Source organism: Bradyrhizobium sp. sGM-13 (genome assembly GCF_018398875.1).
Classification (GTDB): Bacteria; Pseudomonadota; Alphaproteobacteria; order Rhizobiales; family Xanthobacteraceae; genus Bradyrhizobium.
On sequence record NZ_JAGWDK010000003.1, the window covers coordinates 359,438 to 380,939 of the forward strand.

The window sequence follows — 21,502 nt, forward strand, 5'->3', positions numbered from 1 at the left end:
GAGAATCGTCGGCAGAACCGCCGACCCGGCAGAGACATAACCATTTGACGCCGGTTTTTCCAGTGCTAGCGTCGCCAAAACGGCCTGCGCGGCAGCCGTGCTCAACAATAATCGCTCAGGGATGGAAGCCATGAATGTCCCGTCGCGGGCGACCGCTGCGACCGAACCGATGACGTCCGAAGGTGTCGTCGCGGCCGGTGTTTACGTCGATGGCCGCCGCGTCGCCAACATCGCCATCGAGGAGGCTTCGAGCTGGCGCAGCAAGCCCGGCCACGTCGTCTGGATCGGCCTGTATGAGCCGGATCTAGCGCTACTGAAGAGTGTGCAGCAGCAGTTCGACCTGCACGACCTCGCGATCGAGGACGCCAACCACGCCCATCAGCGGCCCAAGATCGAGCAATATGGCGACGGCCTGTTCATCGTGGCGCGAACGGCGCAACTGATCCAGGGCAGGATCGCGTTCGGCGAGACTCATTTGTTCGTTGGCGAAGGCTATCTCGTCTCGGTCCGCCACGGCGCATCGACCTCGTATGCAGCAGTGCGCGAACGCTGCGAGAGCTGCCCCCGCGCGCTGGCGCGTGGCGAGGACTATATTCTCTACGCCATCCTCGATTTCATCGTCGACAACTATTCCCCTGTCCTGGAAACCATCCACGACGAGGTCGAGAAGATTGAAGACGACGTCCTCGCCAGCACCATCACGCGGACCCAGGTCGAACGGCTCTACATGCTGCGACGGGATCTATTACGACTGCGCAATGCGATTGGCCCCCTGGTGGAAGTCTGCCGCCGGCTCGAACACGACAACCTTCCGATGGTGCGTTCGACTATGCAGGCGCTGTTTCGCGATGTCACCGACCACGTCAGGACCATTCAGGAGCGCACCGATTCAATGCGCGAGGTGCTGGCATTCGCCTTCGAGGCAAGCCTTCTGGTCGGCCAGGCCCAGGAGACCGCGGTCTCCAAGAAGCTGGCCTCATGGCTCGCCATCATCGCCGTGCCGACGGCGTTGGCCGGAGTCTACGGGATGAATTTCAAGCACATGCCCGAACTGGAATGGGACTACGGATATTTCTTGGTGCTGGGGCTGATGCTCACCGCCTGCACCGGGCTGTACTGGCGTTTCCGCAGCGTGGGATGGCTGTGAGTGGCAAGCCCGCCGCTCACATCCTCATCCCAAGAGCTCGACCCGATAATTCTCGATCACGGTATTCGCCAGCAGCCTGTCGGCGGCATCCTTCAATGCCGCCTCGGCCTTGGCCTTGTCCGAGCCTGACAGTTCGATGTCGAACACCTTGCCCTGGCGGACGCTGGCGACGCCATCGACGCCGAGCGATTTCAACGCGCCTTCGATGGCCTTGCCCTGCGGATCGAGGATGCCCGACTTCAACGTAACGGTAACGCGTGCCTTCACGAGATTTGCCCCAGTTCTTCTTTAGCTCTTCACCAGCACCGGACCCGAACCGGCCGGGCGCTCGTTCTCCATCAGAATGCCCAGACGTTTCGCCACCTCGGTATAGGCTTCAAGCAAGCCGCCGAGATCACGGCGGAAACGGTCCTTGTCGAGCTTCTCGTTCGACTTGATATCCCACAGCCGGCATGAGTCGGGCGAGATTTCGTCGGCGACGATAATCCGCATCATCTCGTTCTCGAACAGCCGGCCGCATTCCATCTTGAAATCGACCAGGCGGATGCCGATCCCCAGGAACAGCCCGGTAAGGAAGTCGTTGACGCGGATGGCGAGCGCCATGATGTCGTCGATTTCCTGCGGCGTCGCCCAGCCGAACGCGGTGATGTGCTCTTCCGACACCATGGGGTCGTTGAGTTGGTCGTTCTTGTAATAGAATTCGATGATCGAGCGCGGCAGTTGGGTGCCCTCCTCGATGCCGAGGCGCTGCGACAGCGAACCGGCCGCGACGTTCCGCACCACCACCTCCAGCGGCACGATCTCGACCTCACGAATCAACTGCTCGCGCATGTTGAGGCGGCGGATGAAATGGGTCGGCACCCCGATGTCGTTGAGGTGCTGAAACAGGTACTCCGAAATCCGGTTGTTGAGGACGCCCTTGCCCTCGATCACCTGGTGTTTCTTGGCATTGAACGCGGTCGCATCATCCTTGAAGTGCTGGATCAGGGTTCCCGGCTCCGGACCTTCGTACAGGACCTTGGCCTTGCCTTCATAAATACGGCGTCGACGGCTCATTGGGATGTACCGTGTTTTGTTGAAATCCATGAAATTGGTGTGCTCCGGATGACAAGGGTTTGCGACCACGACGGAGCTGCCGTGAAGGCCAGGTCTTGAACCTAACGGCGTCCTGAACTAAGCGACCGGAAACAGAACAAGAACCTCGCCTGATGGGCAACCTATCCGATTGGCCCACCCAGCACAATCGACCCGGCCCGATTGGGCCCAACTTATCCCGATTGCCTGCGGCCGAACGGCCTGTTGTTTTACCGATTCGCCCCCTCTATCTAGGTATTCCACCGGGCCGCGACAACGCGGCCTCGTTTACCATTTGCGGGGATTGGAACCGAAGAATGACCACTTTCGACAAACGCGAGGAAGGTTTTGAGAAGAAATTCGCCCTCGACGAGGAGCAGAAGTTCAAGGCTGAGGTTCGCCGCAACAAGCTGCTCGGTCTTTGGGCAGCGGAGAAGCTCGGGCTGTCGGGCGATGCCGCCACCGCCTATTCCAAGGAAGTGGTCGCGGCCGATTTCGAGCAAGCCGGCGACAAGGACGTCCAGGACAAGGTGGTGAAGGATCTTACCGCCAAGGGCGTCGCCATCACCGCGCAGGAAGTTCGCGTCAAGATGGACGAACTGATTGCGGTTGCCGCCGCCCAGGTGAAGGCGGGCTCGTAGGAGCCCCCCCCAGTCATTTCGGGGCGTGCGAAGCACAAACTATGGGGCGCCCTTGCGTCCCTAAGAATCTGGAGATTCCGGGTCTGGTCCTTCGGACCATCCCGGAATAACGGCGCTAACGTCCGAGCGCCTTAGTTCCTCGATATTCCTTTCGGACGATCTCCATCAATCGCCGCGCCGCCGCGCTCAGGAAGCCGCCGCGGCGCGTTACTGTGACGACGTCATGGCTTGCCTTGAGATCGCGCACGCCGATGGTTGAGATCGTCTTGTGTCGCAGTTCCTCTGCGGCGTTGCTCTCCGATAACAGCGCAATGCCAAGGCCGGCTTCTACCAGGCGCTTCTGTGCGGTCAGGCTGTCGACCGGCGTCCAATCGATCTCACCCAATCCATGGGTTTGAAACAGCGCAAAGACATGCGCCGCTGTGACCTCGCGCCTGCCAGGCACGATCGGAAAGGCGATCCAGCGCTCGCCCCGCAAATCGGCGAGCTTTGCGACCCGGCGGCCTGCGCGCGGATGATCCAGCGCGCATACGACCTGCAGCCGCTCCGAGAACAGCAATTCGCAGTCGAGGTCGCGCGAGCGATCGCGATCATAACGCAGGCCGATGGTCACTTCGCCGCGGCGGACCATGTCGCTGACCTCTGCGCTAGTCGCGGTACGCAGGCTCAATTCGACCTCGGGATGCTCGGCCGCGAAGCGCCTGAGAACCGCCGACAGCCGCCCGCCGGCAAGCGTGCCGACGACGGCGAGCGCGACCGGTCCCAAATCCGGCCGCGCCAGTGCGCGCACCGCATTCTCCGCATCCTGGGCCGCAGCCACCGCGCGCTCGGCATGAGGCACCAGCACTTTTCCGGCGTCACTCAAAGTCGTGCGCCCCGCGATCCGCTCGAACAGCGGCACGCCGAGCTCCTGCTCCAAGAGCGCAATGCGCCGCGAAATCGCCGGCTGCGAGCGGTGCAGCGCTTTTGCGGCATTCGAAATGCCGCCGCGGCGATGAATGGTCAGGAAGGTGAGAAGCGCATCGCTGTCCATGCTTTGTCCATGCAAAAAGCTGATGATGCATAGAGGAATAACAAATTTGGCTGATGGCGGATAGCCCGCTAGTTTCGTCGCCAACCAGACCTGACCAACCAACGAAGCGGAGATTGCCGATGCGAAATCAGATGGAAAAAGCCGAGGCGTTTCGCGCGCTGCATGCGCGGCCCGGCGCGTTCATCATCCCCAATCCCTGGGACGCTGGCACCGCAAAGCTTCTCGCCGCGATGGGCTTTGAGGCGCTTGCGACCACGAGTCTCGGCCTTGCCAACACACTCGGCAGCGTCACGGTCAGCCTCGACGCCATCCTCGAGAATTGCCGGGCGATTGCGGAAGCAACCGACCTTCCCGTCAACGCCGATCTGGAAAACTGCGGCGCCGATGATCCGAAGACCGCGGCAAGAGCGATCGCGCGCGCGGCCGAAGCCGGCGCCGTCGGCGGCTCTATCGAGGATTCCACCGGCGATCCGCAGAACCCGATCTACGACTTTTCGCTCGCGGTCGAGCGGGTGCAGGCCGCGGTCGAGGCGGCGCGCGCACTGCCCTTCCCGTTCACGCTGACCGCGCGGGCGGAGAATTTCCTGCACGGCCGCAAGGATCTCGACGACACCATCAAGCGGCTGCAGGCGTTCGAGGCCGTTGGCGCCGATGTCCTATATTCACCTGGGCTCTACGACATCGGCACCATTCGCACTGTGGTGTCGTCGGTCGGCAAACCGTTCAACCTAGTGATGGGATTTGCCGATTCGACGCTGACGGTGGATCAGCTCTCAGCCGCCGGCGTCAAGCGAATCAGCGTCGGCGGCGCGATGGAGCGCTACGCACTGGCGGCGTTCCTGAAGTGCGCGCGTGAGATGAAGGAGCGTGGTGCGTTTACGTTTGTGCGGGAGATGGCGCCGATCGGGGAAGTGAGGGCGGCGTTCGAGTGACGGTCTCTCCCCGTCATTCCGGGGCGTGCGAAGCACGAACCCGGAATCTCGAGATTCCGGGTCTGGTCCTTCGGACCATCCCGGAATGACGGTGAATAATCACTCCTCCTTAAATCCATACTCCGGTACATTCCCACTCGCGCCGTAATATTTATACGGCAGGAATTTGCCGGACATCGTGATCTTGACCCGGTCGCCCTTGGGATTGGCGACGCGCTCCAACGCCATGTCGAAATCGATCGCCGACATGATGCCGTCGCCGAATTCCTCCTCGATCAGCGCCTTCCACGCCGGGCCGTTGACCATCACCATTTCGTAGAAGCGGTAGATCAAGGGATCGGTCGGCGGCATCGGCGTGCCGGTGCCGCGCATCGGCACCTCGTTGAGCATCGCAGTTTCCGCTTTCGACAGCCCGAACAATTCGCCGGCATTGGCGGCTTGCGGCTTCGTCAGTTTCATCTGGCCCATGATGGCGCCGACGATCAGCACTTCCGAATAGCCGCCGATCTTTTCGCAGATGTGTTTCCAACTCCAGCCCTTCTCGCGCTTGATGTCGAGCAGCTTTTCTGTGAGGTCTTCGCGCTTCATGCCCTATCTCCTTATGTACTCGTCATGCCCGGGCTTGTCCCGGGCATCCATGTTTTTGCTTCGTATCGCCTAGGCAGACGTTGATGGCCGGGCCACGCTCGGCCATGACGCCTCAATCGAGTCCTCCGCCTCCGCAGCCACCACCAGCTCCGGCTTGCCCGGCCGCACGACCGGCACGTTGCGCGGATCATGATCGGTCACGGTGGCGGCAAACGTCTTGCTGCGGCTGACCAGGAAATCGACGATGTGATTGCGCACCGCGTAATAGAGCGGATGGCGGTGCAGATCGATGCGGCCGCGATCCTTCGGGAGCGGATTTTCCACGATCTCGGCCAACACGGCGCCCGGACCATTGGTCATCAGAAAAATCTTGTCGGCGAGATAAATCGCCTCATCGACATCATGGGTAATCATGAACGCGGTCTGCCCGGTCTCGAGGCAAATGCGCCGCACCTCGTCCTGCAGCGTACCGCGCGTCAGCGCGTCCAGCGCCGAGAACGGCTCGTCCATCAGCATGATCTTCGGCGTGATCGAGAGCGCGCGCGCAATGCCGACGCGCTGCTTCATGCCGCCCGAGAGTTCCGACGGCCGCTTGTGCTCGGAGCCGGTAAGCCCGACCAGATCGATGAACTTCTGAGCATGCGCCTTCACCCTGGCGCGATCCCAGTTGCGCCACTTCGAGGTCACGGCATAGGCGACGTTGCCGAGCACCGTACGCCATGGCAGCAGCGCATGGCTCTGGAAGATCACGGCGCGATCAAGGCTCGTGCCTTCAATGGCCTGCCCGTCGACGATGACGGCGCCCTCGCTCGGCTGGTCGAGCCCCGCCAGGATGTTCAACACCGTGGTCTTGCCGCAGCCGGAATGGCCGATCACGCAGCCGAATTCGCCGCGCTTCATCGACAGCCAGAGATCCTCGAAAATCGTGGTCTCGCCGCCACCCGCGCCCGGATAACGCCGCGCGATACCCTCGATCGAAATGAACTTGTCGGTCATGGCCGTCATCACTCCGGAAACGTGACCATGCGCGTAAACCGCGCCAGGATCTGGTCGAGCAGCATGCCGACGATGCCGATCATGAGGATAGCGATGATGACGTTGGTGATCGAAAGGTTGTTCCACTCGTTCCAGACGAAGTAGCCAATGCCGGTCCCGCCCACCAGCATCTCGGCCGCCACGATCACGAGCCAGGCGATGCCGATCGAAATCCGCATGCCGGTCAGAATCGTCGGCGCCGCTGCCGGCAGGATCACCGTGAAGGCACGCCTGACGGTGCCGACTTCCAGCGTGCGCGCGACGTTGATCCATTCTTTGCGTACCGCGGCGACGCCGAACGCGGTGTTGAGCAACATTGGCCACACCGAGCAGATGAAGATCACGAAGATCGCTGAGATCGAGGAATCCTTGATGGTGTAGAGCGCGAGCGGCATCCAGGCCAGCGGCGAGATCGGCTTCAACACCTGGATGAACGGATCGAGCGCCCTACTGATCAAGGGCGACATCCCGATCAAAAATCCGAGCGGAATGGCGACGATCACCGCGAGCAGATAGCCGAAGCCGACCCGCGCGATGGAATAGCCGAGCTGGATGCCGAGCCCCTTGTCGTTCGGCCCGTTATCGTAGAACGGTTGCCTGAGGTGCTCCCACAATTTGGCGCCGACATCGAGCGGCCCCGGCATCGCCGATTTGCCTTGGGTGGCCGTCAGCCCCATCAGCTTGGCGTATTCCGGCGACATGTTGCCGACAGCGCCCGTCGAGCGGGTGGCGAGATGCCAGATGCCGAGGAACGCCGCGAGCAGCACGATCGAGACGACGGCCGCGCGAAAACGAAGCGATGAGGTCATGATGACAAGCTCCGTGTCCCGGGCGCGGCGCAGCACGAAGCGCAGCGCAGTGGTGCGCCGCAGAACCGGGACCCACCGAGTGCGAGGCCGTCCCGGCTTAGCGAAGCATCGCTACGCACTCCGTGCTGCGCGCTGCATCGCATCCGGGACACGAAACCGGGATTCATCACGACGCCTTCCTGATCTTGAAGCTGGCGAGATAGTCCTCCGGCTTCGCAGGATCGAACGTCTTGCCCATCACCGAAAAGCTCTTGGTGGTGGCGGCGGGCGGCGTCAGTCCTGCTTGCTTCATCAGCTTGGCGGCGTCGGTGGCGAGATAGACCTGCGCGGCGATGCCGGCATAGTCGATGTCGCCCTTGATCTGCCCCCAGCGCTTCATCTGGGTCATGATCCACACCGCGAACGACTGCCACGGGAACGGATCGAAATCGACGCGGTTCGGCTGCTGGACGATGTTGCCGAGCCCATCGGCGAAGGTGCCGGTCAAAATCTGCTCCAGCACGATCGGCGGCTGGTTGAGATAGTTCGCCGGCGCGATTGCCGCCGCGATCTCCTTGCGGTTCTCCGCCTTGTGCGCATACGCGGTGGCTTCAATGATCGATTTGAGCAGCGCGCCATAGGTATTCGGCATCGTGGTGACGAATTCCTTCGACGCGGCGAAGGCGCAGCACGGGTGGCCTTCCCAGATATCCTTGGTGAGGATGTGGATGAAGCCGGCACCGTCAAACACCGCGCGCTGGTTCATCGGGTCGGGCCCGAGAAAGCCGTCGATGTTGTCGGCCCGCAGATTGGCGACCATTTCCGGCGGCGGCACCGCGCGGATCTGCACGTCGGCATCGGGATCGATGCCGTGCTCGGCAAGGTAATAGCGCAAGAGGTAGTTGTGCATCGAGTAGTCAAAGGGCACGGCGAACTTGAAGCCCTTCCAGTCCTTCGGATTGCGCTTGTCCTTGTGCTTGATCGACAGCGTGATCGCCTGGCCGTTGATGTTTTCCACGGCCGGCATGGTGTAGGGAATCGGATTCGAGCCTGCGCCCATGGTGATGGCGAGCGGCATCGGCGAGAGCATGTGGGCGGCGTCGTATTCCTTGTTGATGGTCTTGTCGCGAATGACGGCCCAGCCGGCGGTCTTGATCACTTCGACGTTCAGGCCGTTCTTGGCATAGAACCCCATCGGCGCGGCCATGATGATCGGCGTGGCGCAGGTGATCGGGATGAAGCCGACCTTGAGGTCCTTCTTTTCCAGCGGCCCGCCTTGCGCGAACGCTTCCGTCGCCGTCTTGAGCGGGAAGAATTGCGATAATGCCGCCGCTGCGGTTGCCGCGCCCACCGACTTCAAAAAGGCGCGTCGCGCGACGTCCTGCGGGAACATCGCGCGCATCACGGCGGAGGCGACCACGCCTTCGTAGCGGTTCTGCTCGCTCTCGATGGCGGACTGGACCTGCAGTTGGGCGGCCTGGTGCTCGGCCTCGCTGACATGCTGGCCGCAGCTACAGCCACCGGCATGAAGACGATGGTTGGGATCGAATGGATTGTCGAAGGTAGACATCAGCCCTCCTGCGCGACGTTTGCCCCCTTATTAAGCAAGGCACATGCCAGCCTCGTTCTGCGGCGATAGCTCTGAGATCACTGGGATTCTGCTGACGTTGGCGGCTACGAAAATTCGTGATACACGAAATGTCGTAGTTGAATTACGAGATTTCGGAGTACCGACTGGATGGATCTGGCCCTCGGCTCAACCACTCCGCCGCAGGATGTCGAACTGCGCACCGCCGCGTTCGAGTTCGCGATCGAGCCCGTGCTGCTGCTCGATCCCCATGCCGACCAGATCCTCGACGCCAATCCGGCGGCCTGCACCCTGCTCGGCTATGACCGCACCTTGCTGCGCCAGACCAAGGCCAGCACGCTGCATGCCGGACAATTGCCTGCTCTGATCGTCTTCACCCAAGCCGTGCTCGACAAGGGCGCATACTGGACCAACGCGCTGACCCCGCGCCACGCGACGGGGCAAAGCCTGCGCCTGGAATATGCCGGCTCACTCGTGCCGGGCGAAGGCCGCTCGCTGGTGCTGCTCACCATGAGCGATCTCGACGCGCGGCGCCGACGCTATGTCGACGCGGCGGCCGAAGACCACATGCGCGGCGGAATCGCGACCTGGCAGCGGGTCGAACGGGTGTTCCAGGATATCGAACGCGAAAACCAGTTGATCCTGCGCGCCGCCGGCGAAGGCATTTACGGCGTGAACGCGGAAGGAAAGACCACCTTCGTCAATCCGGCCGCCGAGCGCATGCTGGGCTGGGCTGCGGAAGAACTGGTCGGCAAGGAAATCCACCCCATCGTTCATCATACCCATCATGACGGGCGGCATTATCCCGATCACGACTGCCCGATTTACGCGGCGTTTCGCGACGGCGCCGTGCACCAGGTCGAGGGCGAGGTGTTCTGGCGCAAGGATGGCACGCCGGTCTGGGTCGAATATACGTCGACGCCGATCCGCGACCGCGGCGTCGTGGTGGGCGCCGTCATCGTGTTCCGTGACGTCAGCCAGCGCCGCGAGGCCGACGAAAAGCTGCACGCGGCGCTTGCCGAGGTCGATCGCCTGCGCGAGCGGCTGGAGCTAGAAAACGCTTACCTCCAGGAAGAAATCCGCATCGAGACCAATCCCCGCGGCATCATCGGCCAGAGCGAGGCGATCCAGAAGACGCTGCGCCAGGTCAAGCTGGTGGCGCCTACCACCGCCGCTGTCATGATCACCGGCGAGTCCGGTACCGGCAAGGAACTGATCGCGCGCGCCATTCATGAAGCGAGCAGCCGCCGCGACCGGCCGCTGATCCGCGTCAACTGCGCGGCGATCCCGCGCGAACTTTTTGAGAGCGAGTTCTTCGGCCATATCAGAGGCGCCTTCACCGGCGCGATGCGCGACCGCATCGGACGGTTCGAGCTTGCCGATGGCGGCACGCTGTTTCTCGACGAGGTCGGCGAAATCCCGCTCGAGCTGCAGGGCAAGCTGCTACGGGTACTGCAAGAGGGCAATTTCGAGCGTGTCGGCGAGGAACGCACCCGCGCGGTCGACGTGCGCGTGATCGCCGCCACCAACCGCGATCTCAAGCAGGAAGTGCAGCGCGGCCGGTTCCGCGAGGACCTCTATTTCCGCCTCAACGTCTTCCCCGTGGAGTCGGTGCCGTTGCGCGAGCGGCGCGAGGACATTCCGCTGCTGGCGCAGCACTTTTTGACCCGCGAGAGCAAGGTGCTGAAATCCGAGCTGCGCTTGTCGGAAGGCGATGCGCGGAAGCTTTCGCGCTACGACTGGCCGGGCAATGTCCGCGAACTGCAGAACGTGATCGAGCGCGCGGCGATCCTCGCCCAAAACGGCCGGCTGCGCATCGACCTGCCCGATACATCCGGCACATCGCCCTCCTCCGGCGCGGCGCGCGTGAAGGCCGATGCCCATCCAGTGGTGATGACCTCATCGGAAATGCGCGCCCACGAACGTGCCAACATCCTCGCGGCACTTGAAGCCTGCTCCGGCAAGGTGTTCGGCCCCGGCGGCGCCGCCGAGCTGCTCGACATCAAGCCGACCACGCTGGCCTCGCGGATCAAGGCGCTGGGGATTACGAATGAGCGTGGCTTGGCGGGCTAATTAGGGCACGCACTCATAAACGTCGGCTTCCCGCGGCAAAGCGGAAGTCACCCGGCTTGACGGTGATGGCGGCTTGTGACCCCGAGGCAGACATTCGCGTCCAATTTAACCCGAGTTAGCAGGGAACACCGTCCACAACAATTTCAATGCCGTCACGGGACAGCAATCCGCAGCAGGCCTGATAGAGCCGGCGCTGGTCAGTCTGACCGTTGCTGTGGGTCTGAAGATGGACCGCGACCCCCTGCTCTTTTTCGGGCCGTTCGCAATAAGAGAACGCACTGATCTCAACAAATCATTGGGCCGGCATCGAACCTTGGCGCGTCGGCCCAGCACATATTTGCAGTGTTCCGACCAGATTATTCAAACGGATAGGAAAAGTGCTGCCATGTCTCCTGAAACCAAAGAACTTCTCAAGACGACCTGGGCCAAGGTGATTCCGATCAGCGATATCGCGGCTGGCTTGTTCTATGAGAGACTGTTCACGCTCGATCCATCGCTGCAGCGATTGTTCGAGAATGCAGATATGAAAGAGCAGCGCCGGAAGCTGGTCCAGGCATTGAGTGCCGTGATCAACAGTGTCGATGACTTGCCGTCGTTGATACCGACGCTAGAGATCCTCGGGCGAAACCATGTTCGGTATGGCGTAGAGGATCGGCATTACGACACGGTTGGTGCAGCCTTGCTATGGACCCTAGAGCAGGGGTTGAAAGAGGCTTGGACGCCAGCGGCGAAGTCCGCCTGGGTGGTGGCATACAGCACCGTGTCCGGCGTCATGCGTGATGCGGCAGCCGCATCGCGAGAGAACGCGACCGCGCAGGCAATTTGAATCTGGCATGACGCCTCTTGGCCCAAAGGCGACATGCATCAATGTTGGCTTGATAATCGCCTTCCGAGAGTAGAGCGGACCTGACTTAATTACGGGTCCATGCCCTAGTAGCGGCGGCCGCCGACCGAGAACGACGAAGCGCCGGGCAGCGAATTGAATTCGCTGTCGATGCGGCCCGACTGCTGGACGTAGCCGACGCCGAGCGACAGGCTGAGATTCGATGTCGCCTGGAATTCGACGCCGGCGTTCACGCTGGAGATCGGCAGCGTGCCCGACTTGGAGTCGAAGGGCGCGAACGGGCCGCCGATGCCGGTATTGTATTTCAGCGTCTCGAACCCGGCATAGAAGGTGACGGGCAAGCCGCTGTTCTTCAGGCTGTAGCCGACCTGCACGCCCTCGCTATAGAGCGAGCCGAAATTGCCAAACGCGCTTTGGCTGATGCCGCTCAAGCCCATGTTGCTGCGCTGGCTGCCGACAAAAAAGCCGTTCGAAAAATTGTAGCGCGCATAGGACGAGCCGTTTCCGACGTCACGGAAGTCGAAGCTCGGAAAATTGCCGTATGCGTTCGGGCTCTCGCCCGCATCGCCGCTGAAGCCCATCGGCCAGCCCGGGATCCAGTAGTTTACGGGCGAGACCTGCGCATGGGCCGCCGGCGCGCCGAGACAAAGCATTGCCACGACCAACGTAAGACCTAATCTGCCTGAGAACATCGACATCCGCCCGACCACCAACTGCGCCGCGATTATACGCAGCGGATATCGGAAACGCCAGAGTGGCGCGATGGCGCGGTTCCACCTGTTGGCGATATGCGTCGATGGTACAGATAGCGTGGTTGCAGCCTGATCCGCTCGATCAGGCCGCACCATCGAACGCGTCCTCACGCCGCCTTGGTGGTGAGCTTGGCCTCCATCGGCAGCCCCTCCTCAATCGGCAGCGCGGGATCGCGCGACCATTCGTTCCACGAGCCGAAATACATTCGCACATCCTTTACGCCGGCGTTCTTCAGCGCCAGGAACGTGTTCGAGGCCCGCGCGCCCTTGAAGCAATAGAGATAGACCGGCGTATTCTGCGTAATGCCGACGGTGGCGCATTCCGCCAAAATCTCATTCTTGGACTTGAAGCGGGGCCCTTCCGCGGTCGGCTTCATCATGCGGTACCATTCGAGCCAGACAGCGCCGGGGATGCGTCCCTTGCGGGGGCAGAAATCCTTTCCATACGGAGAAGAGCTTTCGCCGATCCACTCGTCGATGTCGCGCACATCGAGCAAGGCGATGCCGGGCTTGCCGACGGCGGCCAGCATGATCTTGGCATCGATCAGGATGTCGCCTGCTTCCGGCACGATCGCGAACGACGCCTTCACCGGCGACGGCACCTCCGTGGTCACCGGCAGGCTAGCCGCCATCCAGGCATCAAAGCCGCCATGTAGCACCTTGACCTTGGCATAGCCGAGCATGGTCAGCAGATAGTAGCCGCGGCAGGACTGCCCGAAGCCGGAATTCATCGACTGCTCGTAGATAACCGCGGTCTCCTTGCCCGAAAGCCCGGCGGCGCCGAACGCGTCGGCGAATTTCGTCTTCAACTCGTGCATGCCTTCCGGCGTCGACGTCGCGAGATAGGTGAAGATTTCATGGACGTTGACGGCGTTCGGGAGATGCCCCGCGCCGTAAGCGTCGGGATTACGGGTGTCGATGACGACACACGGCTCTTGCTTGAGGAATTCCGCGAGTTCGCCGGCAGTAATCAGAACGTCCGTCATGGCAGGCCTCTCCTGTTGCGTGGTTGCGGGTTGTGGTCGATCGGAAATCAGTGTTCGTCGCCGGCCAGCATCTTGCGAAGCTGCTTGGTGGCGGGCGTGACGATCGCGACGAAATAGGCTTCGCGCAGCCGCCGCTGGGCGCGGTGGCTCTTCAAATAACCGCGCGCGCCGCAATGAAGCATCGCCGCATGCGCAGCCGCGACGCTGGCGTCGCCGAGCCGGAGCCGCAGCGCGATGACGCGGCGCCAGTAGCTATCGTCGGAATTGTAGGGGTCGCGCGCCAGCGCCATCGTCTCCTTCTCGAACTCGGCATGGAGTTCGCGGAATTGAATAGGCTGTTGCGGCAAATAGCGGTTGATATGGCTCAATAGCGCGTCGACCTCGTCCATGATCTGGATGCAATCCTTGATTAGGCCGAGCGCCATGCCGGCCTGCAGCAGGATGAAACCGGCGCGGATCTTCTTCACGAACGGTCCCGCCGGCTCGGCGAGGATCAACTCATCCGGCACGAAGACGTCGCGGAACTGCACCGCATAGGTGCCGGTGCCGTCCATCGCGAGAAACGGCTTGCATGGCTGCAGCGTGATCGCGGGATCGGAGCAATCGGCAAGGAACATCACGATGCCGCCGCCCTCGTCCTCGCGCTCGAAGATGGTGCCGAAGAAATGATCGGGACCGAGGTTCGACACCCAGGGTAGCGCGCCGCGCACGATATAGCCGCCCTCGACTCTCCGACCCTTCAGCTTCAGCTTCTCGATGCCGAAAAAACTCTTCATCGGATTGGACAGCCCAGTGCCGCCTAGAATCTCGCCGCTGGCAAACTTGTCGGCGAATTTGGCAACGAGTTTTGGATTGTTCGAATTCGAGGCGTACCAAACCAGCGTGTTCTGGCACCAGGCCATGAAGGCGGTGGCGCCGCAGACCTCGCCGAGCGCCGCGATCGATTGAATGGCGCAGCGCAGGTCGGCCATGCCATCCCCAGGCCGGTGACTGCCCCACGCGCCGACGTCCCCGAGCCGCCGCAGCAACGCATCCGGATAGACGGTGCCCTCGTCGATGGCCGCGGCGTGGGGTGCGAGTTCTCTGCGCGCAATCGCCGCGACCTGATCCACGATCGATGCCGCGGGGAGATCTTCGGCAACTGCAAGCCGCGATACCGCCACTGAACCCATGAGACCCTCCGCACCCCAGTGCCTGTTGCGACTGCTTATGCGCTGACTTCGAGATTGACGGGCCGCGTAAAGGTGTTGGCGACCGGCGACCATTTCTTGACGTGGGCGACCAGCGCGTCGATCTCGCTCTTCGGAATGCCCTCGCATTCCATGTCGACCTTGACGCGCACATCGGTGAAGCCGACCGGCTTTTCGCTGACGTCGCCGGTGCCCCACACCGCCGTGATATTGAGGTCGCCCTCCAGCTCGAGTTCGAGCTTGTTGACGATCCAGCCGCGGTGCACGGCGTTGGCGTGCAGGCCGACCGCAAGGCACGAGCCGAGCGCGGCGAGCGAGGCTTCGGAAGGATTCGGCGCGGTGTCATCGCCCAAAAGGCCCGGCGGCTCGTCGACGATGTAGGGCGCGAGGTTGCGAATGTAGTTGGCGTGACGGAACTTGCCCTCCGCCACCGTCCTGCACTTCAAGGTCTTGATGACCTTCGGGTTGGCCTTGCCGTTGGCGATGAGCTGCTCGAGCCCGCCTCTGTCGATCGGGGCCAGGCAGCCCGTGAGCACCGTTTTTTGAGCGACCGCGGTCATCTTTTCTCTCCCTTGGGTAGGATACCGAACGTTCTGTTTCCTGCATGAAGCGTGCCAGATCAGGCCGAAATCAAAAGCCGAACGTCTCTCGTCGCTTAGCGATGCCTGCCCGGAAATTGATCAGCGCAGCGCTGCTCAGACGCGAAGCAATTGCCGCACGGCAGCGATTATTTTCGGCGCAAAGATGCTGCTTGATGAATCGGAGGCGCTCCGATTAACTGCGGCGCATGGGCAAATCAGTTTCCAAGAGGAAAGCTGTCGCGGCGTCGGCCGCAGGCGACGAGGAGTCCGCGCGAGGACGCCTGCTCAATGCGGCGACGCATCTGTTCTGCAGATACGGCATCAACGCCACCGGCATCGACGCGATCATCGACGAGGCCGGCACGGCGAAAACCACGCTCTACAAATTGTTCGGCTCGAAGACCAACCTCGTAAACGCCGTGCTGGAAAGCGAAGGCAAGGCCTGGCGTGAATGGTTCATCGGCGCGATGGAGGATGGCGGCGGCGATGCGCAGGCAAAGCTGAGACGGATTTTTCCGGCGCTGAAGCGCTGGTTCGCTGAGGAGCGCTTCTACGGCTGCCCCTTCATCAATGCGGTCGCCGAGCACGACAAGGACGCCAAGCAGTTCCGCAATATAGCGCTGCGCCACAAGAAGGTGGTGCTGGCGCATATCGAAAAGCTCGCCACTGAGATGGGCGCCGCCGAACCGCAGGTGCTGGCCCATCAACTCGCGCTGTTAATAGACGGCGCCATCGTCGCCGCCATGGTCACGCGCGATCCCGCCGTCGCGGATACCGCGGCGCTTGCGGCGGGCTCGCTGTTTGGGCCGTCGAAGGTGAAGAAGCGCGCCGGTAACCCTGCGGAGCTTGTCGCCGTCTGAGGCGAGCTACAGCGATGCGGAAGCCGTAACGACAAGACTGCGCGCCAGCACCACCCCGCCGGCCAGGATCAGGCCAACACCTGCGATGCGGCTGAGCCACGGGCTGCGGGCGAGCAGTTTCTCGAAGGCGACATAGATCGCGACCGCCGCGATCCACACCAGGTTCATCACGCCGGCAACGAACAGCAGCGCCATCAAAAACCAGCAACAGCCGACACAGTAGGTGCCGTGCCGAAAACCCATGCGCAGCGCGCCCATGGCGCCCGGTTGCCAATAGCGGCTGAGGAAGAATACCGGACTCTGGCAGTAGCGCAGGCACGCGCGCTTGATTGGCGTGAGCTGATAGAGTCCGGCGGCAACCAGGATGATCCCGGCCAGTATGCTGCTGGTGCTCGCCATCATGCCGGACAGCAGCCCGGCCTGGTCGAGTGCCCACTGCACCGCGACCGCGACGAGGCTAAAGCCGGCCCATATCACGAGATAGCCGGCGAGAAAGAGCCAGCTTGTGACGACGGGATTATCCGTCGCCTGCCTCCGCTTGATTGCCGTAAACAGCAGCACCATGGGCGCCGCGCTCGGCACCATCATCGCGATCATCATCACCCACCACATCGCAAACATCAGCGCAGCCTGCGAGGGCGACCATGGCTCGGGATCCATCGGCATGTCGGCCATGCTCATGTCGATGCCGGCGCCGGCGACCAGATAGCCCCAGGCGAAGGCAACCACGGCAGCCATGCCGAATGCCACGATCAGGCGATCGTGGCGCAAGGTCTGTTCAAGCGCAGAGGTCCCGGACATGGACTTAACCTCCGCCACGGGCCGGCACGTCGAAATGCCGTTTCCAATGCAGCTTCAGGCCGCGACGCCCTCCGGCGTCTGAACGACGTTGGCCAGCGAGCTGTGCGTGCCCTTGGTCTCGAACTTGATCGCACCGGTCGAGCGGATGTTGGCCGAGGCAACTTCGGCGGCGCGATGTTCGAATCCCTCGGGCATCACGACCTGGATACGGTGCGGCTCTCCTGTCACCGGATTCTTGATTGGCTCGACCTCTGTCTCCAGCACACCTTTCGCGACGACCCGCGCTACGCGTCCATTCTTGTCGAACGAAAACTCGAAGGGCACGAACAATGGTTCGTGCATTTTGGTCACGATCAGGCTGAGGATCTGGAATAGCGTGCCTTCGGCGGAGTTCTGGCCAGACATGATCTTGAAAAGCGCGTCGCGTTGTTCGGGTGTGGCGCGCTCGTCGATGATCGGCTGTAGCTGGCCGTTGCCCTCATGCAGCGCGCCGGGAAAATCAACGGTGGCGGCGAAGACCAGGCCGTCGAGTTTGGTCTTCTCGAAATGTCCCTTGGTGATCCGCATGCCGACCATGCCCTTGCAATAGCCTTCGGTCGGCAGCGCATTGAAGTCGCACGGACAGCCAAATGCGCAATTGCAGTTCTTGATCCATTCGCCTTCGAGACGCCAGTCAGATGTCGCCATTGCACACCTCCCGTTCGCGTATTCGATTGGACTGCAGGGGGTGAGTTTATCCCCTTTGTGCACGCGGGGACAGCGCCGGCCTGCCCGACAGGCCGCCTAACTGCGCTCGAGCAGCTTCGCCTCGAGCCGCGCCAGTTCCGTCGCCAGATCCCGCTCGACATCGGCGACCCGCATCTCGATCACGCGGTAATCCCGTGCCTCCAGCCACGCCTTCCGCCCGGCGCGGTCGGCGACAATAGTTTCCGTCTCGTTCGGGTTGACCAGTTCGATCGCGAGGCGATGCACAAAGGAAACGAAGTCCGGAATGTGGCGCCCGACCGGGGTCTGGCGCTTGAACTGGCCGGCGAAGCGGCGGTCGCGGGTCAGCGCCTGCCAAAGGATGCGCTCGGCATCGGTCGGGTTGCGGCGAAGCAGCCGTGCTAGGCCGCGCACCGTAGAGCTGTCGCCGGGCACCGCCGGGCCCTGCCCGTGCTCGGCCAACAGCGCCCGCAGCCTTGTCGCCTGTTCACCGTCCAGCACGCCGCCCTTAGCCGGTCCCTTGCGTCCCTCCGCGATCGCCATCACCACGCCGTGCAAAGTGTGCATGTCCTGCTTGGTCGGGTCCATCCGGGTGAAGATGTTGCGCAGGTTCACCAGCATGGTCTCGCGCTTCTCCCGCGGGCGGAGAAATTCGACCTTGTCGAGTTCCCGAACCAGATTGTCGAAGAAGGCCTGCATCTGATGCTGCGAGGCCGGCTCGGAGCGTTCCGGCATCGCGAACGGCAGGGCGCCGCCGGTCGACAGCTTGAACCACTCGTAGCCGATCAGCAACACCGCCTGCGCCAGATTGAGCGAGGCGAAGCCGGGATTGACCGGAAACGTGATGATCCGGTTGGCCAGCGCCACCTCCTCGTTCTGCAGGCCGTACCGCTCCCGCCCGAACAGGATACCAGCCCCGCCGCCACTTCCGACATGCGCCACAATCTCGGCTGCCGCCTGTTCCGGGGCGACCACAGGCTTGGCCTGGTCGTGCGCGCGGGCGGTGGTCGCAAACAGCAGCGTCAAGTCAGCCACCGCCTGCCCCACCGTGTCGAACAACTGCGCCTGTTCCAAAATCTGGTCCGCGCCGGCCGCAGCCCGTTGCGCCGCGATGTTCGGCCAGCCGTCGCGCGGATTGACGATCCGCAGGCACGACAAGGCAAAATTGCCCATTGCCCGCGCCGCCATGCCGATATTCTCGCCGAGCTGCGGCTCGACGAGGATCACAATGGGTCCGGCTAAGTCCAACCCAGACTTGGTTTTATCGGTGCCGGAACCGGACATTTTGACTTCACTTTCTGATTCAACTTCCAAAGCTGCTTCAACTTTTGAAGGTTTGAGTCCGGCGCGATGCGTGCACGGTTCAAACTCTCATGCCTGCCCGTTTTAGAAAGGCGGCCGGAATTCCCCAGCCGGAGAATCGGGTTAGTAGCGTTTCCGCTAGTTCGCTCAAAGCCTCAATTGGGCGGCATCCCGGAACGTCGCTTGCGCGCATTAGACCTTCGGATAGGCTAACAATCACAACCAAAGCGAAGCTGCAAACAGCCCGAAAGCCTAGACGATCTGATTGGCGGTCTGAGCAGCGTTCCCCGGATGCTGCGCAGCGCGCCGCGCTTGCGGGTTGGTGCGCTGCTGATCCGGGGTCCACGCGCTGCGGCGGTGGGTCCCGGCTCTGCGGCGCAGCGCTCTGCGCCGCACCGCGTCCCGGACACGCGATAGTCCATGCTAGATGGGCTAAAAGTCGGGGCGGCACCAGCTTTCGCCGGCCGATTTGCGGTGCTATAGCCCGCCTATAATCACTCCACCCCGCCCATATCAGCGGTTTTCCGAGAAAAGGCCCCCTCCATCATGGCAAACATCAAGGTGACCAACCCCGTCGTCGAACTCGATGGCGACGAGATGACCCGGATCATCTGGCAGTACATCAAGGACAAGCTGATCACCCCGTTCCTGGATGTCGAGCTTCTGTATTTTGACCTCGGAATGGAATACCGCGACCAGACCAACGACCAGGTCACGATCGACGCCGCCAACGCGATCAAGAAGGTCGGTGTCGGCGTCAAATGCGCCACCATCACCCCCGATGAAGCCCGGGTGAAGGAATTCGGCCTGAAGGAGATGTGGAAGTCGCCGAACGGCACCATCCGCAACATCTTGGGCGGCGTGATCTTCCGCGAGCCGATCATCTGCAAGAACGTGCCGCGCCTGGTTCCCGGCTGGACCAAGCCGATCATCATCGGCCGCCACGCCTATGGCGACCAGTACCGCGCCACCGATTTCAAGTTCCCGGGCAAGGGCACGCTGTCGATGAAATTCGTCGGCGAGGACGGCACCGTCATCGAGAGGGAAGTGTTCAAGTCCCCCGATGCCGGCGTCGCGATGGGAATGTACAACCTCGATGACTCCATCATCGACTTCGCCCGCGCCTCCTTCAATTACGGCCTGTTGCGCGGCTACCCCGTCTACCTCTCGACCAAGAACACGATTCTCAAGGTCTATGACGGCCGCTTCAAGGACATCTTCCAGGACATCTACGACCGCGAGTTCAAGAAGGAGTTCGAGGCCAAGCGGCTCACCTACGAACATCGCCTGATCGACGACATGGTCGCCTCCGCGCTGAAGTGGTCCGGCGGCTACGTCTGGGCCTGCAAGAACTACGATGGCGACGTACAGTCGGATACGGTGGCGCAGGGCTACGGCTCGCTCGGCCTGATGACCTCGGTGCTGCTGACGCCCGACGGCAAGACGGTGGAAGCCGAAGCCGCGCACGGCACGGTGACCCGGCACTACCGCGAGCACCAGAAGGGCAAGGAGACCTCGACCAATTCGATCGCGTCGATCTTCGCCTGGACCCGCGGCCTCGCCCACCGCGCCAAGCTCGACAACAACCCGCAGCTCGCGAAATTCGCCGACACGCTGGAGAAGGTCTGCGTTGCGACCGTCGAGGAAGGCTACATGACCAAGGACCTCGCGCTCCTGGTCGGCGCCGATCAGCGCTGGCTGTCCACGACTGGCTTCCTCGACAAGGTTGCGGCCAATCTCGAGAAGGCGATGGCGGCATAATTGGCTGACGATGGTGTTGGTCCTTCGGGGCCAACACCATGGATTTGCGATGCCGATTGTCCGAAACACCGCTCTCGCTCTGCTTTTGTCATCGGCGACGCTTTTCAGCGTGCATGCCCAGACACCTCTTACCGACGCCATTGCGACGCCGGGAGAAAAAACAGTGCTCACTCTCCACGCCGAGGGCGCGCAGGTCTACGAATGCAGGGCCGCCTCTGACGGCAAGCTCGCCTGGGCGTTCCGCGAGCCGATCGCGACGCTGCTGCTCGACGGCAAGACCGTCGGCCGGCACTACACCGGTCCGAACTGGGAGCACATCGACTCTAGCGCCGTCGTCGGCAAGGCAGCCGGCAACGCCCCCGGCACGACGGCGAACGATATTCCCTGGCTGAAGCTGGAAGTGACGTCCGGCCGCGGCGCCGGAATCCTCTCCGGCGTCACGACCGTGCAGCGGATCAATACGGTCGGCGGCAAGCTCGAGGGCGCCTGCGACAAGCCGGGCAGCTATCGCAACGTGCCCTACTCGGCGGATTACGTATTCTTGCGCAAGAGCTGAACACTTTCTCCGCTATGGCCGGAATACCACGCGCGAAGGCCGCCAACCAAGGCGGCCTTCGGGGTGGTAGAGATGCGCAGCAGTCCGGGCCATGCGGGATCGCTCTGCAGCACTGCAATGAGCGACCTTTAGAAGCGACCTCTGCAGGTCTCGCGATACCGGCGGCAGTTTCCTTCGCCTCGTTCGCCCAACTCGTCCTTGTTGAGGCAAGCATATCGCAATTCGGCGCACACATCCCTGCGAACCGGTCGTCCGCAGGCCTCCC

The 21,502-nt window shown here is 62.4% G+C and carries 22 protein-coding genes; 8 read left to right on the top strand and 14 right to left on the bottom strand.

Annotated elements, in window-relative coordinates:
• Positions 1-130 precede the first annotated feature (130 nt).
• On the top strand, positions 131-1,147 hold the full coding sequence (gene corA, locus KJQ96_RS06370) for a magnesium/cobalt transporter CorA (RefSeq protein ID WP_213285815.1): 1,017 nt from the start codon (positions 131-133) through the stop codon (positions 1,145-1,147).
• A gap of 24 nt (positions 1,148-1,171) precedes the next feature.
• On the opposite strand, the gene purS is transcribed toward corA, so the two are convergent.
• Positions 1,172-1,414, bottom strand: coding sequence for a phosphoribosylformylglycinamidine synthase subunit PurS (gene purS, locus KJQ96_RS06375; protein WP_213285816.1), 243 nt, complete (start codon positions 1,412-1,414; stop codon positions 1,172-1,174).
• Between the two features lie 21 nt (positions 1,415-1,435).
• Positions 1,436-2,203: a phosphoribosylaminoimidazolesuccinocarboxamide synthase gene (gene purC / locus KJQ96_RS06380; protein WP_008974302.1), complete on the bottom strand. Its 768-nt coding sequence runs from the start codon at positions 2,201-2,203 to the stop codon at positions 1,436-1,438.
• A 335-nt stretch (positions 2,204-2,538) separates the two neighbouring features.
• Here purC and KJQ96_RS06385 point away from each other — a divergent pair, with 335 nt between their 5' ends.
• A complete protein-coding gene (locus tag KJQ96_RS06385; protein ID WP_213285817.1) occupies positions 2,539-2,862 on the top strand; it encodes a DUF1476 domain-containing protein in 324 nt (107 codons plus the stop codon).
• A 115-nt stretch (positions 2,863-2,977) separates the two neighbouring features.
• Here KJQ96_RS06385 and KJQ96_RS06390 read toward each other — a convergent pair whose 3' ends face one another.
• Positions 2,978-3,895: a LysR family transcriptional regulator gene (locus KJQ96_RS06390; protein ID WP_213285818.1), complete on the bottom strand. Its 918-nt coding sequence runs from the start codon at positions 3,893-3,895 to the stop codon at positions 2,978-2,980.
• Between the two features lie 119 nt (positions 3,896-4,014).
• Between KJQ96_RS06390 and KJQ96_RS06395 the strand changes: the two genes are divergently transcribed.
• The gene (locus KJQ96_RS06395) at positions 4,015-4,827 is read left to right on the top strand and encodes an oxaloacetate decarboxylase (RefSeq protein ID WP_213285819.1); all 813 of its coding nucleotides are present in this window, start codon (positions 4,015-4,017) and stop codon (positions 4,825-4,827) included.
• Positions 4,828-4,926: 99 nt separating this feature from the next.
• Here the strand turns inward: KJQ96_RS06395 and cynS are convergent, their stop codons facing one another.
• The 4 genes from cynS to KJQ96_RS06415 all read right to left on the bottom strand — a co-directional run bounded on the left by cynS (position 4,927) and on the right by KJQ96_RS06415 (position 8,808).
• Positions 4,927-5,415 carry a cyanase gene (cynS, locus tag KJQ96_RS06400; protein ID WP_213285820.1) on the bottom strand — a complete coding sequence of 163 codons (489 nt, stop codon included), beginning with the start codon at positions 5,413-5,415 and terminating at the stop codon, positions 4,927-4,929.
• Positions 5,416-5,484: 69 nt separating this feature from the next.
• Positions 5,485-6,411 (bottom strand): ABC transporter ATP-binding protein, encoded by a 927-nt coding sequence (locus tag KJQ96_RS06405; protein WP_213285821.1) that lies wholly within the window; start codon positions 6,409-6,411, stop codon positions 5,485-5,487.
• 8 nt (positions 6,412-6,419) lie between these two features.
• Positions 6,420-7,259: a nitrate ABC transporter permease gene (ntrB, locus tag KJQ96_RS06410; RefSeq protein WP_213285822.1), complete on the bottom strand. Its 840-nt coding sequence runs from the start codon at positions 7,257-7,259 to the stop codon at positions 6,420-6,422.
• 166 nt (positions 7,260-7,425) lie between these two features.
• A complete protein-coding gene (locus tag KJQ96_RS06415; RefSeq protein ID WP_213285823.1) occupies positions 7,426-8,808 on the bottom strand; it encodes a CmpA/NrtA family ABC transporter substrate-binding protein in 1,383 nt (460 codons plus the stop codon).
• Positions 8,809-8,976: 168 nt separating this feature from the next.
• Here KJQ96_RS06415 and KJQ96_RS06420 point away from each other — a divergent pair, with 168 nt between their 5' ends.
• Positions 8,977-10,899, top strand: coding sequence for a sigma 54-interacting transcriptional regulator (locus tag KJQ96_RS06420; RefSeq protein WP_213285824.1), 1,923 nt, complete (start codon positions 8,977-8,979; stop codon positions 10,897-10,899).
• 385 nt (positions 10,900-11,284) lie between these two features.
• Positions 11,285-11,725, top strand: coding sequence for a globin family protein (locus tag KJQ96_RS06425; protein ID WP_213285825.1), 441 nt, complete (start codon positions 11,285-11,287; stop codon positions 11,723-11,725).
• A 104-nt stretch (positions 11,726-11,829) separates the two neighbouring features.
• Here the strand turns inward: KJQ96_RS06425 and KJQ96_RS06430 are convergent, their stop codons facing one another.
• Genes KJQ96_RS06430 through KJQ96_RS06445 form a run of 4 tightly spaced genes read right to left on the bottom strand, consistent with a single transcriptional unit; the run spans position 11,830 to position 15,231 of the window.
• Entirely contained in the window at positions 11,830-12,591 is a 762-nt protein-coding gene (locus KJQ96_RS06430) for a hypothetical protein (protein WP_309142374.1), read from the bottom strand.
• A gap of 11 nt (positions 12,592-12,602) precedes the next feature.
• Entirely contained in the window at positions 12,603-13,481 is an 879-nt protein-coding gene (locus KJQ96_RS06435) for a sulfurtransferase (RefSeq protein WP_213285826.1), read from the bottom strand.
• A gap of 47 nt (positions 13,482-13,528) precedes the next feature.
• Entirely contained in the window at positions 13,529-14,653 is a 1,125-nt protein-coding gene (locus KJQ96_RS06440) for an acyl-CoA dehydrogenase family protein (RefSeq protein ID WP_213285827.1), read from the bottom strand.
• 35 nt (positions 14,654-14,688) lie between these two features.
• Positions 14,689-15,231: an OsmC family protein gene (locus tag KJQ96_RS06445; RefSeq protein WP_213285828.1), complete on the bottom strand. Its 543-nt coding sequence runs from the start codon at positions 15,229-15,231 to the stop codon at positions 14,689-14,691.
• A gap of 227 nt (positions 15,232-15,458) precedes the next feature.
• Between KJQ96_RS06445 and KJQ96_RS06450 the strand changes: the two genes are divergently transcribed.
• Positions 15,459-16,112: a TetR/AcrR family transcriptional regulator gene (locus tag KJQ96_RS06450; protein WP_213285829.1), complete on the top strand. Its 654-nt coding sequence runs from the start codon at positions 15,459-15,461 to the stop codon at positions 16,110-16,112.
• Positions 16,113-16,118: 6 nt separating this feature from the next.
• Here KJQ96_RS06450 and KJQ96_RS06455 read toward each other — a convergent pair whose 3' ends face one another.
• From KJQ96_RS06455 to KJQ96_RS06465, 3 genes are all read right to left on the bottom strand, one after another.
• Complete coding sequence (locus KJQ96_RS06455; RefSeq protein ID WP_213285830.1) at positions 16,119-16,913, bottom strand: DUF2182 domain-containing protein; 795 nt, start codon at positions 16,911-16,913, stop codon at positions 16,119-16,121.
• 54 nt (positions 16,914-16,967) lie between these two features.
• Positions 16,968-17,600: a DUF1326 domain-containing protein gene (locus tag KJQ96_RS06460; RefSeq protein WP_213285831.1), complete on the bottom strand. Its 633-nt coding sequence runs from the start codon at positions 17,598-17,600 to the stop codon at positions 16,968-16,970.
• A gap of 96 nt (positions 17,601-17,696) precedes the next feature.
• Positions 17,697-18,902, bottom strand: a complete 1,206-nt coding sequence (locus tag KJQ96_RS06465; RefSeq protein WP_213285832.1) for a TrmJ/YjtD family RNA methyltransferase — start codon at positions 18,900-18,902, stop codon at positions 17,697-17,699.
• A 564-nt stretch (positions 18,903-19,466) separates the two neighbouring features.
• Here KJQ96_RS06465 and KJQ96_RS06470 point away from each other — a divergent pair.
• Positions 19,467-20,681: an NADP-dependent isocitrate dehydrogenase gene (locus KJQ96_RS06470; protein WP_213285833.1), complete on the top strand. Its 1,215-nt coding sequence runs from the start codon at positions 19,467-19,469 to the stop codon at positions 20,679-20,681.
• Between the two features lie 49 nt (positions 20,682-20,730).
• Entirely contained in the window at positions 20,731-21,237 is a 507-nt protein-coding gene (locus KJQ96_RS06475) for a DUF3455 domain-containing protein (protein ID WP_213285834.1), read from the top strand.
• The last annotated feature ends 265 nt before the right edge of the window (positions 21,238-21,502 follow it).

Coding starts and splice junctions, on each gene's coding strand:
- corA (WP_213285815.1), top strand. CDS start 131: ATGAATGTCCCGTCGCGGGCGACCGCTGCGACCGAACCGATGACGTCC.
- purC (WP_008974302.1), bottom strand. CDS start 2,203: ATGAGCCGTCGACGCCGTATTTATGAAGGCAAGGCCAAGGTCCTGTAC.
- KJQ96_RS06385 (WP_213285817.1), top strand. CDS start 2,539: ATGACCACTTTCGACAAACGCGAGGAAGGTTTTGAGAAGAAATTCGCC.
- KJQ96_RS06390 (WP_213285818.1), bottom strand. CDS start 3,895: ATGGACAGCGATGCGCTTCTCACCTTCCTGACCATTCATCGCCGCGGC.
- KJQ96_RS06395 (WP_213285819.1), top strand. CDS start 4,015: ATGCGAAATCAGATGGAAAAAGCCGAGGCGTTTCGCGCGCTGCATGCG.
- cynS (WP_213285820.1), bottom strand. CDS start 5,415: ATGAAGCGCGAAGACCTCACAGAAAAGCTGCTCGACATCAAGCGCGAG.
- KJQ96_RS06405 (WP_213285821.1), bottom strand. CDS start 6,411: ATGACCGACAAGTTCATTTCGATCGAGGGTATCGCGCGGCGTTATCCG.
- ntrB (WP_213285822.1), bottom strand. CDS start 7,259: ATGACCTCATCGCTTCGTTTTCGCGCGGCCGTCGTCTCGATCGTGCTG.
- KJQ96_RS06415 (WP_213285823.1), bottom strand. CDS start 8,808: ATGTCTACCTTCGACAATCCATTCGATCCCAACCATCGTCTTCATGCC.
- KJQ96_RS06420 (WP_213285824.1), top strand. CDS start 8,977: ATGGATCTGGCCCTCGGCTCAACCACTCCGCCGCAGGATGTCGAACTG.
- KJQ96_RS06425 (WP_213285825.1), top strand. CDS start 11,285: ATGTCTCCTGAAACCAAAGAACTTCTCAAGACGACCTGGGCCAAGGTG.
- KJQ96_RS06430 (WP_309142374.1), bottom strand. CDS start 12,591: ATGGTGCGGCCTGATCGAGCGGATCAGGCTGCAACCACGCTATCTGTA.
- KJQ96_RS06435 (WP_213285826.1), bottom strand. CDS start 13,481: ATGACGGACGTTCTGATTACTGCCGGCGAACTCGCGGAATTCCTCAAG.
- KJQ96_RS06440 (WP_213285827.1), bottom strand. CDS start 14,653: ATGGGTTCAGTGGCGGTATCGCGGCTTGCAGTTGCCGAAGATCTCCCC.
- KJQ96_RS06445 (WP_213285828.1), bottom strand. CDS start 15,231: ATGACCGCGGTCGCTCAAAAAACGGTGCTCACGGGCTGCCTGGCCCCG.
- KJQ96_RS06450 (WP_213285829.1), top strand. CDS start 15,459: ATGGGCAAATCAGTTTCCAAGAGGAAAGCTGTCGCGGCGTCGGCCGCA.
- KJQ96_RS06455 (WP_213285830.1), bottom strand. CDS start 16,913: ATGTCCGGGACCTCTGCGCTTGAACAGACCTTGCGCCACGATCGCCTG.
- KJQ96_RS06460 (WP_213285831.1), bottom strand. CDS start 17,600: ATGGCGACATCTGACTGGCGTCTCGAAGGCGAATGGATCAAGAACTGC.
- KJQ96_RS06465 (WP_213285832.1), bottom strand. CDS start 18,902: ATGTCCGGTTCCGGCACCGATAAAACCAAGTCTGGGTTGGACTTAGCC.
- KJQ96_RS06470 (WP_213285833.1), top strand. CDS start 19,467: ATGGCAAACATCAAGGTGACCAACCCCGTCGTCGAACTCGATGGCGAC.
- KJQ96_RS06475 (WP_213285834.1), top strand. CDS start 20,731: ATGCCGATTGTCCGAAACACCGCTCTCGCTCTGCTTTTGTCATCGGCG.